Origin of the sequence: Streptomyces caelestis, from assembly GCF_001279005.1 — a bacterium.
In the GTDB taxonomy this organism is placed as follows: Bacteria; Actinomycetota; Actinomycetes; order Streptomycetales; family Streptomycetaceae; genus Streptomyces; species Streptomyces heliomycini.
On the sequence record NZ_LGCN01000074.1, the window covers coordinates 78,246 to 94,396 of the forward strand.

The 16,151-nt window shown below is 74.7% G+C and carries 14 protein-coding genes and 2 pseudogenes; 11 read left to right on the forward strand and 5 right to left on the reverse strand.

All coding sequences use genetic code 11. The features are described 5' to 3' along the window. Positions 1–16: 16 nt before the first annotated feature. Positions 17–847, forward strand: a complete 831-nt coding sequence (locus ADK41_RS07235; RefSeq protein ID WP_051843176.1) for a ribonuclease BN — start codon at positions 17–19, stop codon at positions 845–847. 151 nt (positions 848–998) lie between these two features. Here the strand turns inward: ADK41_RS07235 and ADK41_RS07240 are convergent, their stop codons facing one another. Then, positions 999–2,063, reverse strand: coding sequence for an MGDG synthase family glycosyltransferase (locus tag ADK41_RS07240; protein ID WP_037804328.1), 1,065 nt, complete (start codon positions 2,061–2,063; stop codon positions 999–1,001). 158 nt (positions 2,064–2,221) lie between these two features. On the opposite strand from ADK41_RS07240, the gene ADK41_RS41585 reads away from it, so the two are divergent. The 5 genes from ADK41_RS41585 to ADK41_RS07260 all read left to right on the forward strand — a co-directional run bounded on the left by ADK41_RS41585 (position 2,222) and on the right by ADK41_RS07260 (position 7,317). Then, entirely contained in the window at positions 2,222–2,380 is a 159-nt protein-coding gene (locus ADK41_RS41585) for a hypothetical protein (protein WP_158717670.1), read from the forward strand. 13 nt (positions 2,381–2,393) lie between these two features. Continuing rightward, positions 2,394–3,293, forward strand: coding sequence for a DMT family transporter (locus ADK41_RS07245; RefSeq protein ID WP_030826957.1), 900 nt, complete (start codon positions 2,394–2,396; stop codon positions 3,291–3,293). A 49-nt stretch (positions 3,294–3,342) separates the two neighbouring features. Then, positions 3,343–4,134 carry a polysaccharide deacetylase family protein gene (locus tag ADK41_RS07250; protein WP_051843177.1) on the forward strand — a complete coding sequence of 264 codons (792 nt, stop codon included), beginning with the start codon at positions 3,343–3,345 and terminating at the stop codon, positions 4,132–4,134. Positions 4,135–4,414: 280 nt separating this feature from the next. Next, positions 4,415–6,484, forward strand: a complete 2,070-nt coding sequence (locus ADK41_RS07255; RefSeq protein WP_030826963.1) for a SpoIIE family protein phosphatase — start codon at positions 4,415–4,417, stop codon at positions 6,482–6,484. A gap of 71 nt (positions 6,485–6,555) precedes the next feature. Further along, positions 6,556–7,317 (forward strand): ZIP family metal transporter, encoded by a 762-nt coding sequence (locus tag ADK41_RS07260; protein WP_030826966.1) that lies wholly within the window; start codon positions 6,556–6,558, stop codon positions 7,315–7,317. A gap of 95 nt (positions 7,318–7,412) precedes the next feature. Here the strand turns inward: ADK41_RS07260 and ADK41_RS07265 are convergent, their stop codons facing one another. Then, positions 7,413–7,787 (reverse strand): hypothetical protein, encoded by a 375-nt coding sequence (locus ADK41_RS07265; protein WP_030826969.1) that lies wholly within the window; start codon positions 7,785–7,787, stop codon positions 7,413–7,415. A 102-nt stretch (positions 7,788–7,889) separates the two neighbouring features. On the opposite strand from ADK41_RS07265, the gene sigJ reads away from it, so the two are divergent. Continuing rightward, positions 7,890–8,846 carry an RNA polymerase sigma factor SigJ gene (gene sigJ, locus ADK41_RS07270; RefSeq protein WP_037804291.1) on the forward strand — a complete coding sequence of 319 codons (957 nt, stop codon included), beginning with the start codon at positions 7,890–7,892 and terminating at the stop codon, positions 8,844–8,846. A 128-nt stretch (positions 8,847–8,974) separates the two neighbouring features. On the opposite strand, the pseudogene ADK41_RS40630 reads toward sigJ, so the two are convergent. The 3 genes and pseudogenes from ADK41_RS40630 to ADK41_RS07280 all read right to left on the reverse strand — a co-directional run. Then, positions 8,975–9,259, reverse strand: a pseudogene (locus ADK41_RS40630) (P1 family peptidase); the annotation flags it as partial. A 63-nt stretch (positions 9,260–9,322) separates the two neighbouring features. Next, positions 9,323–9,688 carry a transglycosylase family protein gene (locus ADK41_RS07275; protein ID WP_030826976.1) on the reverse strand — a complete coding sequence of 122 codons (366 nt, stop codon included), beginning with the start codon at positions 9,686–9,688 and terminating at the stop codon, positions 9,323–9,325. A gap of 584 nt (positions 9,689–10,272) precedes the next feature. Continuing rightward, the gene (locus ADK41_RS07280; protein ID WP_420706763.1) at positions 10,273–13,248 is read right to left on the reverse strand and encodes a glycosyl hydrolase; all 2,976 of its coding nucleotides are present in this window, start codon (positions 13,246–13,248) and stop codon (positions 10,273–10,275) included. A gap of 424 nt (positions 13,249–13,672) precedes the next feature. On the opposite strand from ADK41_RS07280, the gene ADK41_RS07285 reads away from it, so the two are divergent. From ADK41_RS07285 to ADK41_RS07295, 4 genes and pseudogenes are all read left to right on the forward strand, one after another. Then, complete coding sequence (locus tag ADK41_RS07285) at positions 13,673–13,948, forward strand: hypothetical protein (protein ID WP_030826981.1); 276 nt, start codon at positions 13,673–13,675, stop codon at positions 13,946–13,948. Positions 13,949–14,046: 98 nt separating this feature from the next. Then, positions 14,047–14,673, forward strand: a complete 627-nt coding sequence (locus ADK41_RS07290; protein ID WP_030826985.1) for a class I SAM-dependent methyltransferase — start codon at positions 14,047–14,049, stop codon at positions 14,671–14,673. A 29-nt stretch (positions 14,674–14,702) separates the two neighbouring features. Then, positions 14,703–15,187, forward strand: a pseudogene (locus ADK41_RS38880) (DUF664 domain-containing protein); the annotation flags it as partial. A gap of 37 nt (positions 15,188–15,224) precedes the next feature. Then, positions 15,225–16,124: an NAD-dependent protein deacetylase gene (locus tag ADK41_RS07295; RefSeq protein ID WP_030826988.1), complete on the forward strand. Its 900-nt coding sequence runs from the start codon at positions 15,225–15,227 to the stop codon at positions 16,122–16,124. Positions 16,125–16,151: the final 27 nt, after the last annotated feature.

Here is a 16,151-nt window from a genome sequence, read left to right on the forward strand (position 1 = left end):
GACGAAGGAGCGCACCGTGAGGCGTGGCCTGCGCACGCTCCGGCACGGGTGGGAGCGGCTGGGCGCCCACACCCTGGTGCGGCGTGGCCGTGACATCGAACTGATGCACAGGGCCATGGGATTCGCCACGCTGGCGCTGGTCACGCTGGCGCCCCTGCTCATCGTGATCGCCGCCGCCGATCCGCTCGGACGGGGTGGCTTCGCGGCCTGGCTGGCGGACGGCATGGGGCTGTCCGGCCGATCCGCGCGCGTCCTCACGGAGATCATCAGTCCGCCGCCCGAGGTGATCGGCACCACCAGCCTGTGGGGCGTGCTGGCACTCGCCGTGTTCGGCGTCCCGTTCGGCGGGAGCGTCCAGAACGGGTACGAACGGATGTGGAACCTGCCGCCGGGGCCGTGGCACCGGATCTGGCGACAGGCGACCTGGCTGTGCGTCCTGACCGCGTACCTCTACCAGGAGGTGCTGACCCGCGACGCCATGCACGGGCCGGAGCGGATCACCCTCTCGCTGGTGACCGGCGTCCTGTTCTTCTGGTGGGGGCAGCGCTTCCTGCTCGGCAGCCAGATCGGCTGGTGGCATCTGCTGCCGGGAGCGATCGCCACCATGGCGGGCCTGATCGGCCTGCGGGCCTTCTCCTACTTCGTCTTCGCCCCGCTGATCATCGACAACGCGATCAGTTACGGCACCGTCGGTGTCGTCCTCATCGTCGAGTCCTGGCTCATCGGCGTGGGGTTCGTCATCTTCGGCGGCGCGCTCTTCGGCCGCTGGCTCCTCCACCACCACGGGCACCGGTTCACCCCGAACCTGCCCCCGCCGTCCGGGACGGAACCGGCCGACCACGACTGACGGCGCTCGCTCCCCCGCCCATGGCCGCGGCCCCGGGAGGGGCGGCACCGGACGCCACCGTGCCGGCCGACGCGACGGAGGACCCCGGCTTCGGCGAGGTGCACGGAGCCCGCCGACCGCTGTGCCGCCGCCTTCCGGCGCTTTCGGCGGGTCACACGGGCGACGCGTCGGCGAGTGCGGCCACCCGGGCCAGGACGTCCCCCCGGAAGAGCTCCCGCCCGCGGGCGATCCGGTGCTCCCGGTACGCGCCGTCCGCCGACAGCCGCCGCAGGGCGTGCAGCAGGGAGGCGGCGTCCGAGGCGATCTCCGAGACGCCGAGCGCCGCCATCCGGCGCACGCCCTCCGCGCCGTGGCCGGGCAGCGGGCGGTAGCCCACCACGGGCAGCCCGGAGGCCAGTGCCTGTACGGCGGTCTGGCCGGCGGCGTTGTCGACCAGGACGCGGGCCGCGCGCAGCAGACCGGGCATGTCGGCGACCCAGTCCGGTACGAGCGTGCCCGGCAGCCCGGCCAGGCGGGCCCGCAGCCGTTCGTTCCGGCCGCACAGCACGATCGGGAGGAAACCGGCGGCGGCGAGCAGCCGGGCGGTTTCGTCCAGCTGCGAAGCCGCGCCCCAGGCTCCGGCGGACAGCACGACGGGCGGGCGTCCAAAGGCGTACCGCTCGAAGCGCTGCCGCCACTGCGCCGCTCCGGCGGCCGGCGCGAAGAAGCCGGGCGCCACGACCGGTCCGGTCGTCTCGACGGGCGCCGTGATGCGCCGGGCCACGTCCCGCGCGGCGTCGTCGGTGAGGCAGAGGTACAGGTCGTTGCCGGGATGGAGCCACTGCCGGTGGACGGCGAAGTCGGTCATGAAGACGGCGCTCGGGGACCGCAGCCGCCCGCGGGACCGCAGGTGACCGGTCAGCTGGGCGGCCAGGTGGAAGACGGGTACCACCACGTCGGCGCCCGTGCGCTCCGCGAGATCCGTCAGACGGCGGCCCGCCAGCCGGGCGAGGGGGACGCCGCTGGGGCGGTACCGCGGGCCGGGGCGCAGCAGTGCGCGGTAGAGGCCCGCGTACGCCCAGGGGAAGTGTCGTACCGAGGACTGGTAGAAGAGGCGCAGCCCGGCCCCCAGACCGCACGGGAGCAGCCGCAGGAGGTCCACGACCTGTGCGTCGTGGCCCTGTTCCCGGGCTCGGCGGGCGAGTTCGCGGGCCACCGTGTCGTGTCCGGCCCCCATGCTCGCGCTGACGATCAGCAGTCGCGGCCCGTCGTCCGCCGGCGCGTCCCGGCGGGGCCCCGAAGACGGTGAGTGCACGGGGTGGCGTGTCTCCTTCCGCCGCACCGGTGAAACCCGCTTTCCCGCGTTTCGGCGGCCGCGCCGGGGATACTCCCGGGATGCCCCTCCCCGCCGAACGCCGGGAGCGGCCGCGGACGGCGGTCTCCCGGGCGTTCACCCTCGCAGCCGAGGTGCCGCCCATGTCTCACGCTTCCCCCGCCGGCCCGGCCGACGCGGTGCCGGGCCCGTACCGGCGGCTCGTCGCCGTGCCCGGCTGAACGGCGTCACGGCGTGCTGGTCGTCGTCCTGGCCCTGCTGGCGGCGCTGTCCAACGCCGCGGCCTCGGTACTGCAGCGGCGGGCCGCGGCGGACGAACCGGAGGGCGGCGCGGGCGTGCGTCAGGCCGTTCGCTGGCTCGGGCGCGTGCTGCGGCGGCCCTACTGGGTCGCGGGGGCCGGGATGCTGGCGCTGTCGACCGTTCTGCAGGCGGCGGCTCTGGGCGTGGGCAGCCTCGCGCTGGTCCAGCCGCTGATGGCCGCCGAGCTGCTGTTCACCCTCGTCGTCGGCAGCGTGGTCTTCCACCGCCGTCCGGACCGCAGGACCTGGCTGGCGTTCGCCGCCCTGGCCGCCGGGCTGGCGGCGTTCCTGACCTCGGTCGCTCCGACCGCGGGCCGGTCCACGGCCTCCGCGGAGCGGTGGATCGTGGCCGCGGGGGCGGTGCTGGGCGCCGTGGTGGCGCTGGTGGTGACGGCCCGCGCCGTGCGGGGCGCACCGCGCGCGGGGCTGCTGGGGCTGGCGTCCGCCGTGTCGTTCTCCCTGACGGCGGCGCTGCTCAAGGAGGTGACCGGCAGGATTCCGGACGGGGCGGGCGCCGTGCTGGGGACGTGGCCCCTGTACGCCACCGCCGTCGCCGGAGCCCTCGCCTTCCTGCTGCTCCAGAGCGCCTTCCGGGCCGGGACGCTGGCGGCGTCCCAGCCTGCCCTGACCCTCGGCGACGCGCTGACGAGCGTGGCCCTGGGGTGGGCGCTGTTCGGGGAGCAGGTCACGCTCGGTGTGCGGGTGGTGCCCGCGGTGATCGGTGTGGCGCTCATCGGGGCGGGGACGGCGGGGCTGGCCCGCGCCCCGTCGGTCTCCGGGAGCTGGGACGCGGCGTCGCGCGGCGACGGCGACTCGCCCCGGCCGGTGTCGTAGGCGTCCCCGGCCGGCACGGCCACCTCACGCGGAAAGGAGCCGGAAACCGATGCCCCCGTCCCCCCTCCACTCCCCCGTCCGGCACACGGCGGCCGTGCTGGCTCCGGTCGCCGCCGTCGCCGCGGCGCACATCGCCCCCGCCGCGACCTGGCTGCCCGTGGTGCGCCGCCGTTTCCCGCGTCTCGCCGGTGTCGGACACCCCGCCCACGTCGCCCTGACCTTCGACGACGGGCCCGACCCCGAGTCCACTCCGCGCTTCCTCGACACGCTGGAGGAACTCGGGGTCAGGGCGACCTTCTTCGTCCTGGGCGACGGCGTCGTACGGCACCCCTCCGTGGCGCGCGAGACCGTCCGCCGCGGGCACGAACTGGCCGTGCACGGCTGGAGCCACGACCGTCCCTGGCGGCCCGCCCCGGCGGACGAGGCGCGCGCCCTGCTGCGGGCGGCCGGCGCGGTGCGGGAGCTGACGGGCCTGCTCCCCCGCTGGTACCGGCCGCCCTACGGCATCCTCACCTCCGGGCGCTGGGCCGCCGCCCGCAGGGCGGGCCTGCGGCCGGTGCTGTGGACCGCCTGGGGCAGGGACTGGACGGCCGGGGCCACCCCGGCGTCGGTGCGGTCGGCCGTCGCGGCCGGGCTGCGCGGGGGCGGCACCGTCCTCCTGCACGACACGGACAGGATGTCGGCCCCGGACTGCTGGCGGGCCGCGCTGGGCGCCCTGCCCGACATCGTGGACGGCTGCCGGGAGGCGGGCCTGTCGGTCGGTCCGCTCGCCGACCACGGACTGCCCCCGGCGCGGGCCGGCCGCTCCGCCACCCACCGGCCCGGTTGCCGTACCGGCTGACCCGCCGGAAGGGACGACGCGGCCCTCGGTCCGGTCGTCGCGCTCATGGACCGCACCGAGGACGTGATGCGCGAAGCCATGGGCAAGGACCGAGCCGGGCTCCGCTCCGGCACCTGGCCGCCCTCGCGGTACATTGGTCGTATTGTCCAGATATGTTCAGTGTTTACTGTGGCTGGTGTGGTGCTCCCTCGTCGGGGTCGGTGGTGCGGGGCAGCCGTTACCACGTGTCCGACGCGCCGGCGGCCGGCCGGGAAGTCGGTGAGGTTCAGGTGGGCGGCTGATGGAAACCGCGATGGCTGCCGTGGTGCGGGAGAGCGGCGCGTACGGCGGGCTGCTGTACGTGCTGCCGCCGGGCGACGACGCCCTGTGGCTGGTCGTGGTGGCGGGAGCCCCGCACGAGCTCGCGAGTCCGTGGCGGCGGATCGCGCTGACCGATCCGATGCCGGTGGCGGACGCCGTGCGCGAACGGCGCCTGGTGTGGATCAGCGGACAGGAGGAGCTGGCACGCCGCTACCCGCGGCCGGCCCTCGTGCTGCCGTACGACTTCGCGCTCTCGGCCGCCCCGGTCACGTCGGGCGCCGCGGTCCTGGGCGGACTGGTGCTGCTGTGGTCCGGAACCCGTTCCCCGCAGCTCGGTCCCGGTGAGCGCGAGGCCATCGAGTCCGGCTGCCGCCGTCTGGGCAGCCTCCTCCAGGAGTCCGCGGACCGCGGGGACCCGCTGCTGCCCACCGGCCGGCCGCGGACCCTGCCCCTGCCCCTGCCGAAGGGGCGCACGGTCCCGCCCGACGAGGCGGCCGCGATCACGGCCTTCGTCGACCGCCTGCCCGGCGGGTCCTGCGCACTGGACATGGACGGCCGCATCACCTTCGTGACCCCCACCGCCGTCGATCTCTTCGGCGTCGGTCCGGACGAGCTGGTGGGCGCCCTGCCCTGGGAAGCGCTGCCGTGGATGGACGTCCCCCAGGTCGAGGACCGCTACCGGGCCGCGCTGGTCAGCAACCGGCCGCAGACGTTCACCGTCCTGCGTCCCCCGGACACGTGGCTGGCGTTCGAGCTGTACCCGGACCCCTCCGGGGTCAGTGTCCGCATCACCGGCGCCGATCCGTCGAAGGACGCTCCCGCCGCACCGGCCGCGCCGGCCACCGGTCCCAGCCGCGCCGTCCTGCTGTACCAGCTGATGCAGCTGGCCGCCACACTGACCGAGGCCGTCGGCGTACAGGACGTGGCCGACCAGACCGCCGACCAGCTGCTGCCCGCCCTCGGCGCCCAGGGCATGGTGCTGATGGCCCCCGAGGACGGCAGGCTGAGGATTCTCGGCCACCGCGGCTACAGCGCCGAACTCATCGCCCGCTTCGACAGCCTCCCCCTGAGCGAGGACATCCCCGCCGCCAGGGTCCTGACCACCGGCGTCCCGTGCTTCTTCATGAACTTCGCCGAGCTCCGGCGTGACTACCCGGCGACGACGCACGAGGACGGGATGGCCGCCTGGGCCGTCCTGCCGCTGATCGCCTCCGGTCGTCCCAAGGGCTCCCTCCTCCTCTCCTACCGCCGGCCCCGCGCCTTCCCGCCCGGCGAACGCGCCATCCTCACCTCGATGGCGGGCCTGGTGGGGCAGGCCCTGGACCGCGCCCGCCTCTACGACACCAAACACGACCTCGCCCACCGCCTGCAGTCCGCCCTGCTGCCGCACACGCTTCCCCACATCCCCGGTCTGAAGGTCGCCGCACGCTACCTTCCGGCGGCCCGGGGCCTGGGCATCGGCGGCGACTTCTACGACCTCATCCGCCTCGACGAGCACACCGTCGGCGCCACCATCGGCGACGTGCAGGGCCACAACGTGGACGCCGCGGCGCTCATGGGGCAGGTCCGCACCGCCGTCTACGCCCACGCCACCGTGGGCTCGACCCCCGACAAGGTCCTGGCCGGCACCAACCGTCTGCTCACCGACCTCGAGCCGGGCCTGTTCACCAGCTGCGTCTACGTCCACCTCGACCTCGCCACCCGCCGCGCGTGCGTGGCCACCGCCGGCCATCCGCCACCCCTGCTCCGTCACGCCGACGGACACACCGAAGTCGTCCCGGTTCCCCCCGGTCTCCTCCTCGGCATCGAGCCGGACTCCCGCTACCCGGCCATGGAGGTCCCCCTGCCGCCCGGATGCGTGCTCGCCCTCTACACCGACGGGCTCGTCGAGGCTCCCGGCGTGGACTTCGACGACGCCACCGCGGCCCTCGCCGGGCTCCTCGAACACACGGACCCGGCGGACCTCGACGCCATGGCCGACACCCTCATCCGCCACTCCCCCACCCCCGGCGACGACATCGCCCTGCTCCTCATCAGTCCCTGTGGCTGACGCGGCGAGGAGGCGACCGTGCTCCGCCGCCGTCAGCCGGTGACATGGCCCGTGACGGGTACCGGTCTTCCATGGCACAAGTGCTTCAGGCGGGTTGGTGGGGACTGGTGGCGGGCTCGGCGCTGCTGGTCGGGGCGGCGCTGGGATACGGGTTGCGGATCCCGCAGAAGGTGATCGCGACGGTGATGGCCTTCGGCGCCGGGGTGCTGCTGTCGGCCGTCAGCTTCGAACTGGTCGGGGAGGCCTACGACCAGGCCGGACTGGCTCCGGCGGCCGTCGGCACACTGGCCGGCGCGGTGGCCTACACCGCGGGCAACATGTGGCTGGCCCGCCGGGGCGCCCGGCACCGCAAGCGCTCGGGTCACCGGCGGGAGCAGGCGCAGCCGTCCGAGAGCGGGCAGGCCGGCTCCGGCCTCGCGCTCGCCTTCGGGGCGCTGCTCGACGGCGTACCGGAGTCCGCGGTCATCGGCGTGAGTCTGCTCGACGGCGGAGCGGTGAGCCTGGTGACCGTCGCGGCGGTGTTCATCAGCAACGTCCCCGAGGGGATGTCCAGTTCGGCGGGCATGAAGAAGGCGGGCCGCGGCAAGGCCTACGTCTTCGGGGTGTGGGCGGCCATCGCCGCCGCGAGCACCCTCGCGGCGGTCCTCGGCTACACGGTGGTCGGAGACTTCTCCCCGGCCGTGATCGCCGCCGTGACCGCGGTGGCCGCCGGGGCGATCCTCGCGATGATCGCCGACACGATGATCCCCGAGGCGTTCGAGGACGCCCACCTGGCCATCGGGCTGGTGACCGTGAGCGGCTTCCTGGTGTCCTTCGCCCTCTCCCACGGCTGAGCCGCCCGGACGCGGGAGCCGCCCTCCTCCTGCCGGTCCGGGCGGGTGGTCCGCCGAACGCGGCCCGGCCGGTCCCGGCGGCCTCCCGCCGGGCCTCAGCGCCGGGACAGCGCCAGCACGCTCAGACCGAACATCAGGACGCCCAGCGGGAGATGGACCGACGGAACGTGGGCGATGCCGAGGACGACCTGGACCGAGGCGAGCACGAGGAAACCCGACGCGTGCCAGACGGGCCGGGGTGAGCCACCGCCCGGCTTCCACGCCAGTACCGCCGCGAGCACGTACAGCATCGAAGCCCCGTACATCACACGGGCTCCGACGCTGTGCGGCGTCTCCCCGTAGGACGAGCCGAGCAGCAGTCCGGCGGAGACCGCCTGGAGGAAGATGGTCAGGGTCTGCAGGGCGATCGCGATCCGCAGGAACGAGGAGCCGCGCCGGGCGTCCGTCGTGGTCGTCACCTGAGTGGTCATGTCACAGTCCCCTTTTCCCGCCCTCGGGCGGTGGATCGATAAGGTCTCACCGGACCGACGACGCGGGCCCGCGAAAGGTAAGGCGAGGGGGCGGCCACAAGCATGGGAAGTGCCGGGAACAGCACGGACGGGACAGTCGGCGAGCGACGTCAGCTGATCAATGTCGCCTACCGGTTGCTCGGTTCGTTGACCGAGGCCGAGGACGCCGTGCAGGACGCCTACGCGCGCTGGTACGGGCTGCCGCGGAGCAGACGGGAGGAGATCCTGTCCCCCGGCGCCTGGCTGACGACGGTGACCGGCCGCATCTGCCTGGACCTGCTCGGCTCGGCGCGGGCCCGCCGTGAACGGTACGTCGGCGCGTGGCTGCCCGAGCCGCTGCCCGATCGCACCGAGTGGGCCCGGTCGGGCGGCGCGGACCCCACCGTGCCCCCGGACCCCGCCGACCAGATCGTCCTGGACGAGTCGGTGGCCATGGCCTTCCTCGTCGTACTGGAGTCGATGACGCCCGCCGAGCGGGTGGCGTTCGTCCTGCACGACGTCTTCCGGTACCCGTTCGCCGAGATCGCCGGCGTTCTCGGCCGGACCCCCGCGGCCTGCAAGCAACTGGCGGCCTCCGCCCGGCGGCGGGTGGGCGCCGCGCGTGCCCCGGCGCCGGCGACCGGCCGGGGCGACGTGGTGAGGCACGTCAAAGAGGCCTGGCAGACCAAGGACATCACGGCTCTCGTCGGTCTCCTCGACCCGTCCGCGGTGATGACCGCGGACGGCGGCGGCATGGTCGGCACCGTCCTGCGTCCGGTGGAGGGCGGTGCGCGCATCGCCCGGTACATGGTCGCCGTCGCCGACAGGGCTCCGGGACTCGAACTCCTGGAGCGGTCGGTCAACGGTGTTCCCGGCCTGGTGGCCCGGCGCGGCGGAGCCGTCGTGACCGTGGCGTCCTTCGACGTCTCCGACGGGCACGTCACCCGGGTCTGGGTGGTGCGCAACCCGGAGAAGCTGCGACCGTGGGCGCGGGAGGGCCAGGGGGTGCGCGCGGTCGTCGCCGGCGGGCCGCTGTCGTGATCGGCGCCGCGGCCGCGCGTCGAGGGGTACGGCTCCGGCCTTGCCGGGACCGGGTGGGGGCAGCGGGTTCGCCCACGGCGACCGGACCGTTCGGGCATCCGGCCGACGAGGGCGCCGGCGACGCGGAGGACCGACGGCGTGGAGGTGAGTGGCACCGGCGTCTTCGGCGCGCCGGGTTCGGCGAGGCGGGTCGTGCCGATGAGTTCGCCGTGACCGGTGCCGGTGAAAGCGCCCGCGGGCGGTGATGTGCGGGGGCGGGCGGCGGCGACCCCGCTGTGCGCGCCGGGGGCCGGCGGACGGTGACGTGGCCGACGCGGACGCCCGGCACCTCGGTGATCGCGTCGAAGGGCCCGGTGGCGGGTGCCCGGCGCGGACGGTGCGGGAGCCGGGTCCTCCAGCGGAGTGGACGTCACGCGACCCGCCCCGCCCGGGGGCGTCCCCGGCCGGATCGACGCTCGCCGCCGCGGGGCGGAGGGTCAGGCGCAGGACCAGGCCGACATTCCCTGGATACGGGCCAGGCGTCTGGCCACGGCGATCTGTTCCCCGCGGGTCGCCAGGTCCGCGCGCGGGGCGTACTCGAGTCCGCCGGCCGCGACCCAGCTCGACTGTGTGAACTGCAGGCCGCCGTAGTGACCGTTGCCGGTGTTCGCCTGCCAGTCGCCGCCGGACTCGCACGCGGCGATGGCGTCCCAGTCGGTCCCTCGGGGAGCCGATGGGGACGCCATCGCTTCGGTGGTCGTGCCCAGGGCGGTCGCGGCGACCAGGACGATCACAGCGGTCCTGATCCGGCTCACACGCGTGTTCCGCACGTGGCCCGTGGAGGTATCTCGTCTACAGGTCATAGAGAACTGTTACACCGTGCCACCGCGTGACGGCGCGCCGACGGCCCTCCCCTTGGCCCGGACGGGGTAAGCGGTCCCTCCGTCTCGCGGTGTCGCTCCGGCCGGGCGACGCGCGGAGCACGGTCCGGCACCGCGGCGGGGACGCCGGCGTCATGGCGCCCTCCTCGCGAGGCGGCCGGCCTCCGGTGACGTGCTGCCGGTCCCTCGGGCCCTTTCGGGGACCCGCGTCCCACGGGATCCGGGCGGGTCGCGCGCCACCTCGGCGTGGGGGCCGCCCCGGTCTCCCTGGGCGGAGCAGGCCCGGTGTTCGGCCGGAAGGTGTGCGGCAGCCGGTCGAAGCCGACGAAGAACGGACGGGCTCAGGCGCGGCGCACGCCGGCGAGGAGGGGACCGTCGAGCAGCCGGACCTCAAAGAGCGCGAACGCGGCCGACGCCGGCTGCGGGCCGGTCCGGTCGCCGGACCGGTCGGGGCAGCCGGGGCTGAGGGCGTCGGGCAGGCAGCCGCTGTGCGGACCGGCGCACGCACCGTCCGCACAGCGGCTGCCTCGTCATGGGATCCGGAGAGAGGGAACCGAATCGTCCGGTCAGATGGTGGTCTGCGCGTACGGCACCAGCTTGACCGGTCCCACGAGTCCGTGGTCCTGGCGGGCGAGGGAGCCGAAGACCTCCGGACGGGTCGTCCTGAGGCGGTTCACGAGCGGTGTGGCCACCTCGACCTCGATGGTGTTCTCGCCGCGCCGCAGCAGCGGCCCCACGTCGATGACGGGAGACATCCGGTCGGCGGGACCCGACTCCTTGCCGTTGACCGTCACGCGGAAGGTGTCGCTCACCTGTCCCAGGTCCAGGAAGGCGCCGTGGTCGGAGGTCCAGTCGCGCGGGAGCACGACGGTGGTGCGGTAGCGGCCGATGCCGGCCGAGTCCGCCAGTTCGGGGATCCTCGACCAGGGCAGCAGCGTGTCCAGTACCAGATTCTTGCGCACCTTCTCGGTCCGGGTGGCGTCGGAGCCCGGGACCCAGTCCTCCACCTCGACGTTCCACCGGTCCGGCTCGATCGCGGCGGGCACGGACCGGAAGGTGGTGGTGACCGTGCGCCCCTGGGACAGTTCCGTCCGGTACGTACCCGCCGTACCGGCCCGCACGGTGAGTCCGTCCCGGGTGAACAGCACCTCGTCGGCGTCCGAGGAGACCGCGTGCGGACGGTTTCCGTTCCGGTCCCCGAACAGTCCCGGACGCCCCAGCGCGACGATCGCCGTCTGGCCCGGCCGGAGCGCGACGCGCAGGGTGACCTCGTCGCCCTGCTGCGTGTACCGGCCCACCCGTGCGGCCTTGCCCGTCCAGGGGTCGAGGAGGTAGGGCACCGACCGGCGGCCGCGGGTGCGGCGCAGGGTGACGTCGTGGTCGATCGCGGCGACGGGCGGCTTGACGGTCTCGGCGTGCTTGCCGTTGCACAGGTAGTAGAAGTCCGCCTCCTCCGTCACGCGGTGCGCGTTGAGGAGCGTCGAGGAGGCGGAGTAGCGGACGTCGGGGCTGACGCCGAGGGCGGTGAGGGCGTCGCCGACCGCGGTCTTGTCGGTGACGCGGACCACGTGGGGCAGGGCGAGCAGACGGGCCAGCACGTCCCGCAGCCGCTCCGTCTCCCCGGACGCCGGCACACCCGGCGTGAGCGCCTGGTCGAAGGCGCCGAGGAACACCATGGGCAGCCCGGCCTCGGCGAAGCGGAGCAGTCTGCGGGCGTCGGCCAGGGCGAGGGTCGGGGTGGAGCCGTGGAAGAAGTCGCCCTCGACGAACAGCGCCTTGTAGGACGGGCCGTCGGGGGCCAGGCGGCCGCCGGACACCTTGGCGTTCGGCAGGTCCAGCAGCGGACCGCTGAGGAACTGGTGGGTCCAGCCCAGCGGGACACCGGTCGAGGTGAACCAGGACGCGCCGATGCCGGTGGCGGTGTAACCGGTCTGGCGGTAGACGGCGACGTCCGCGCGGACCGTACCCGCCTGGAGGACCTGGTGCACGCGGCCGAGGTAGCCGGAGACGTCCTCGACGTGCCGCCAGGTCGGCTGCCGGGGCCCCCAGGACTCGCCGTAGCCGGGGCTGCCGTTGTAGGGGCTGAAGGCGGCGAAGCCGGGCCACCGGGCCTCGGGGGCCTTGGCGTAGGAGAAACCGTGCAGGACGGTCTGGTTGACGCCCGCCGCGTACGCGCCGCCCATGGTGCGCAGGACCCGGTCCCAGGTCGTGCCGTAGGCCGAGCCGTTGTACGCGCCCGACTCGCAGGAGAGCACGGTGTGCCCGGCCATGTCCCGGCCGCCGGCCAGGCACCGGTAGTCGTCCAGGTTCTTGAAGCCGAGGGACTCGCCCTCGGCGATGTCGAGGATCGCGGCGGACTCGATGGCGTCGGTCTGCAGGCCGTAGGGCTGCGAGCGCAGGGTCATGTCCAGGGTGTGGGCCCAGTCCCGCAGCGCGCGCAGGTGGTGACGGTTGAACAGGTCGGAGACCGTGCCCCAGAAGTCGTGCCTGATCTGCCGGGTCAGCTGGGCCTCGAAGGCGAACACCTGGTTGCCGTCGTCCAGGACGAGGGCGGGCAGGTGGGGCAGCAGGGGACGGCCCGTGCGCTTCTCGAACTCCTGCGGCAGCCGCTCCGTCCAGACGAGTCCCTCGGTCTCCATCTCCACGGAGTCCTCGAAGAAGGCGCCGCCCGCCGCCTCCAGCAGGCGCCGCAGGGAGTCGGTCAGGATCCGGCGCTCCCAGAAGTCCGTGACGGCGGCGGTGCCGGCCGCGCCGAAGTGGTCGACCACGTAGGCGGCGGGGGCGGAGTGCGGTCCGGACTCCGGCTGCTGGCCCGAGCCCCGCTGCCAGTAGGAGAGCAGCACCCACTCGCCCTCGGCGGGCGCCGTCCACGTCAGGGCTCCGTCGGTGACCTCGGCGGTCAGGTCGCGGACGCTGTCCGGGTCGAGTCCCGTCTCCTTGCGGGTGGAGTGGGCGGTCTCGACACGAGCGGCCTGCACGGCGAGGAGACGCGCGGCGGTGACACCGGGGGCGGCCTCGCGCACGGGCGGGGGCACCGGTCCCTCGTAGGTGGCGCCGCCGGCCAACGGGACGCGGCCGTGGACGAGTTCCTTGGCTGCGGCCTCGTCGTCGGGGGTGATGCCGGGGACGGCCACGGGCCAACTGGGGCCGAGGGTGACGTCCACGGTGAGGCCGCGTCTCGCCGCCCGGCGCAGGGCCGCCTCGACGCCGTCGCGCCAGGGCCCGCCTCCCCAGCCGTGACGGGCGGTGTCCAGCAGCGACTTGTCCTTGATGCTGTGGTGGACGGCGGCGATCTCGACCCCGCCGAAGCCCGCGTCCGCGATCTGGTCGATCTCGCGGGCTATCTCGTCCGGGTCCACGAGACCGTCCGGCCACCACCACCGGAACTTCGGACGCACCGACCGGGCGGGGGCGGCGAACCAGTCGGCGGTCGGCCCGGCGCTTTGGGCGGCGGGAGCCGCGGCGGCGCCGGGTGAGGCCGCGCCGAGGGCGGCCGCGGCCCCCGCGGTCACCGCCGCGGCCAGGACCGTGCGCCTGGACATCCCGCCACGCTGCGGGACGGATTCGTCGTACATGAGTGCACCCCAGGGAAGTTCATGTGTATTGAATCGTTTCAATCACTATCAAACGCGGGAACGCTAAACCGCGCGGTTCGGACGGGTCAAGGTGTGGGACGCGAGGTGTTTCCCGGAACCGGTGAGGGGCGCGGGCGGCGTCGACGGGGTGCGCGACTCGCGGGCGTGACCGTCGGCGCCTTCCGCCGGCCGGGTTCCCCGCCCCCCCGTTCGCGGACGCACCGGCACGAGGGCGGCGCCGGCGCGTCCGCGTCGGGGCGGGCGGCTCCGGGCCTGCCGGGGACCGCGCACCGTACCGGCCGGCCTGCGGCCGGCTCGTACGGGGCGTTCCCTTCGCTTCCGCACACGGACGTGCCGCAGCCCGCTGAGCCCGACCCGTAGGGTTTTGCCCATGACATGGAGCGAGGCGGAGTACCTCGATCACCTGCACGCCGAGCGGCGTGCCTTCGCGTGGGTGATGCGGCATCACGGCGGTCCGACGCCCGCGGGAGCCACGGAAGCGGCCCTGGAGTGCCACCCGTACGAGCCGGCGGACCACGCCTGTCGCGGCCTGGTCTTCCAGGACGAGGCCTGGCACTGGGCGATGCTGACGATCCACGGTGACCGGTACACGGTGGAGCACCCCGAACTCGTCCATCCGCCGTCCGCCTACGAGGCTCTCGGGTGAAGGCCCCACCGGGCATCTTGCCGGAACGGCAACATCTCGTGCCGGACCACGGGGGTCGGGTGAGACTCGGACGCGTCCCCCGGCAGAAGGAGCCCCACATGAGTACCACCGACGCGATCACGTTCTGGAACGGCGTTCACGCGGCCCGGCCGGCGGCCGGCGATCCGCGGCCGAACGTACGCCTCACCGAGATCCTCGCGGACCTGCCGCCCGGTGACGTGCTGGACCTCGGATGCGGCGCCGGTGGCGACGCGCTGTGGCTGGCCCGCCGGGGGTGGCGCGTCACCGCCGTCGACGTCTCGTCCGTGGCGGTCGAGCGCCTCACCTCACTCGCCGTCTCGCACGGCCTGGCCGACCGGATCGCCGCCCAGCGGCACGACCTGCGGGAATCGTTCCCGGAAGGTGCGTTCGACGCCGTCTGCGCCCACTATCTGCACACTCCCCTCGACCTGGACCGGGCGGCCGTCCTGCACAGGGCCGCGCACGCCCTGCGGCCGGGCGGACGGCTGCTGGTGGTCGACCACGGTTCGACCGCTCCGTGGTCGTGGGACCAGGACCCCGACGTCCGGTACCCGGCCCCGCGGGAGGTCGCCTCGGGCATCGGCCTGGACCCGGCGGCGTGGACGGTCGAGCGGGCCGACTCGCCCCGCCGGGTCGCGACCGGACCGGACGGGCGGACCGCCGAGGTCACCGACCACGTCCTGATCGTCCGCCGCACGGCCTGAGCCGGCCCCGCCCCGCACGAGGAGGAACCGTGCACCGCGGCGGCCGGGGCGACACCCCGCCGCCCCGCACCGGGACAGCGGGACCGAGGTCCTGCGCGGCTTCCTCGGCCACCTGCGGGACTCCGTCTCCGCGAAGGTCGAGGACGCCCCCGAACCGCGGGCCAGGACTGCCCGAGTACCCGCGGGCACGAACCTGCTCGGGCTGCTCGACCACCTCGCCTTCGTCGGACGGGCCACGTTCCCCGGGGACCGGGTCGCCGACCGGCGGGCCGCCTTCCACGCCGCGCCCGCGGACGGCGCGGCCGACGTCGTCACCCGCTGCCGGCAGGCGGTCGCCCGGGCGAACGACGTACTCGACGCGTGCGCCGGCCTCGGTGCGCCGGTTCCCCGCCCCCGGTCGAACGGTCCCGCCCCGGGCGTCCGCCGGGCGCTCACCCGCATGATCGAGGAGACCGGCCGCCACGCCGGCCACGCGGACGTGCTCCGTGAACCGATCGACGGGGCGACCGGACGCCGGCCGTCCGGGAGAACGGGCACCGTACCCTGGCGGCATGCGCATGCGCCCCACTCTGAGCTGGACCCCCGAAGAAGGCCTGCCGCCGGGCTCCACGGATCCGGAGCCGGTCGCCGAGGCGCTGGGCGCCGGCGGGGTGCTGGTGCTCAGCGGGGCCGGCATCTCCACCGAGTCGGGCATCCCCGACTACCGGGGCGAGGGCGGGAGCCTGAGCCGCCACACACCGATGACCTACCAGGACTTCACCGGCAGCGACCGGGCCCGGCGCAGGTACTGGGCGCGCAGCCACCTCGGCTGGCGCACCTTCCACCGTGCCCTGCCCAACGCCGGGCACCGGGCCGTGGCCGCGTTCGGGCGGCACGGCCTGCTCTCGGGTGTGATCACGCAGAACGTCGACGGTCTGCACCAGGCCGCCGGCAGCGAGGACGTCGTGGAGCTCCACGGCGGCCTGGACCGGGTCGTCTGCCTCTCCTGCGGCGCCCTCAGCCCGCGCCGCGAACTCGCCCGGCGGCTGGAGGAGGCCAACGCGGGCTTCGCGCCGGTGGCCGCGGGCGTCAACCCCGACGGTGACGCCGACCTCACCGACGAACAGGTCGGGGACTTCCGGGTGGCGCCCTGCGCGCTCTGCGGCGGCGTCCTCAAACCGGACGTGGTGTTCTTCGGCGAGAACGTGCCGCCGCCGCGGGTGGAGCACTGCCGCGCGCTGGTCCGTGAGGCCTCCTCGTTGCTCGTCCTGGGGTCGTCGCTGACGGTGATGTCCGGGCTGCGGTTCGTCCGTCAGGCCGCCCGGGCGGGCACACCGGTGCTGATCGTCAATCGGGACCCGACCCGGGGCGACCGGCACGCCGTCACCCGGGTCGCGCTCCCCCTGGGGACGGCCCTCACCGCCGTGGCCGACCGGCTGGGCGTCCCGGTGGACGGCCGGACGGCAGCCTGAGCGGCTGCCCCCGTCCCCGCCCGCGGT